The following is a 1,415-nucleotide window of genomic DNA, read 5'->3' as shown; positions in this document are numbered from 1 at the left end:
GTGGCGCGAGAAGCTCTGGCTCGCCGTCGGCCATGAAGGCCTCGGCGTGACCACGGCGCCGGGCAGTGCGCACCTGCTCGCTGCATTGATGACCGGGGCCACGCCCGACTTCGACGCAACGCCGTACGCACCGCGCGGACTGCGGGAGATGGCATGAGCGGCCACACCCTGTTGAACATCGATGGCCACCTGGTCCGTGTGAAGACGGGCAGCTCGGTCGCCGCCGCGTTGCGCGTGGCCGGCGGCATGGGCGTGGCGCGCACGTCAGTCACGGGCCAGCAGCGCGCGCCGTTCTGCGGCATGGGCGTGTGCCAGGAGTGCCGCGTGCTAATCGATGGTCGCCGCAGACTCGCCTGCCAGACGGTCTGCGCCGAGGGCATGCGCGTGGAGACGGCGGAATGAACGGCATCGCGATGGAGCATTGCGACGTGCTGATCGTCGGCGCGGGCCCGGCCGGCATGGCTGCGGCGGTGGCTGCCGCGCCGAGCGGCGCATCGATCGGCGTGATCGACGACAACCCCGCGCCCGGCGGACAGATCTGGCGCGACGGCCCCGGCGCGGCGCTGCCACCGGGCGTGGATGCAGCCACGGCTGCGGCGGTCAAACGGGCCGTGGCCGAATCGTTCGTGGCTGGCTTTCGCTGGGTGATGCTGCTGAGCGCCGGGCTGGCCGTGCTGAGTGCGGTGAGTGCGTGGCTGATGATCCGGGGCACTCCCGCCGCAGGAGGTCCGGTCGGCAAGAGCTAAGGAGACAAGTCGATGCAGGAAGAAGAGCGACAGCAGGTGCAGCACATCGATGTCCTGATCGTCGGCGCCGGCCTCTCGGGCATCGGCGCCGGTTACCACCTGCAGGCGAGCTGCCCGGGCCGAAGCTACGTCATCCTCGAAGGGCGGGAACGCAGCGGCGGCACGTGGGACCTGTTCCGTTATCCGGGCGTGCGTTCGGATTCGGACATGTACACGCTGGGCTATTCGTTCCGTCCGTGGACTCACGCGAAGTCGATTGCCGATGGGCCCACGATCCTGAACTACCTGCGCGAGACGGCGGCGAAGCATGGCATCGACCGAAAGATCCGCTTCAACCATCGCGTGGTGCGCGCCTCGTGGTCGACGCCCGATGCCTGCTGGAGCGTCGATGTCGAGCATGGCCCCGAGCGCCTTCCGCTGCGCGTGCGCTGCAGCTTTCTCTTCTTGTGCAGCGGCTACTACAGGTACGAAGCCGGCTACACGCCCGAGTTTGCGGGCATCGGCGACTACACAGGTCGTGTCGTCCATCCGCAGCACTGGCCCGAAGACCTCGACTGCAGCGGCAAGCGGGTGGTCGTGATCGGCAGCGGCGCGACCGCGATGACGCTGGTGCCGGCCTTGGCAAAGACGGCCGCGCATGTCGTGCTGCTGCAGCGCTCGCCCACCTAT

Annotated in this window: 2 protein-coding genes and 2 pseudogenes; all 4 read left to right on the top strand. The window is 68.8% G+C overall.

Annotated features, from left to right (window positions below):
• A pseudogene (locus ACSFA2_RS25440) lies at positions 1 to 157 on the top strand (D-amino-acid oxidase); the annotation flags it as partial.
• Entirely contained in the window at positions 154 to 402 is a 249-nt protein-coding gene (locus ACSFA2_RS25435) for a (2Fe-2S)-binding protein (protein ID WP_435458113.1), read from the top strand. The pseudogene ACSFA2_RS25440 and the gene ACSFA2_RS25435, both read left to right, overlap by 4 nt.
• Positions 399 to 569, top strand: a pseudogene (locus ACSFA2_RS25430) (FAD-dependent oxidoreductase); the annotation flags it as partial. The gene ACSFA2_RS25435 and the pseudogene ACSFA2_RS25430, both read left to right, overlap by 4 nt.
• A 189-nt stretch (positions 570 to 758) precedes the next feature.
• On the top strand, positions 759 to 1,415 hold a 657-nt coding region (locus ACSFA2_RS25425), incomplete at its 3' end, for a flavin-containing monooxygenase (protein WP_435458112.1).

Source organism: Variovorax cryoconiti (genome assembly GCF_051216395.1).
Taxonomy (GTDB): Bacteria; Pseudomonadota; Gammaproteobacteria; order Burkholderiales; family Burkholderiaceae_C; genus Variovorax.
This window is presented reverse-complemented; position numbering and strand designations above follow the sequence as displayed.

Coding starts and splice junctions, on each gene's coding strand:
- ACSFA2_RS25435 (WP_435458113.1), top strand. CDS start 154: ATGAGCGGCCACACCCTGTTGAACATCGATGGCCACCTGGTCCGTGTG.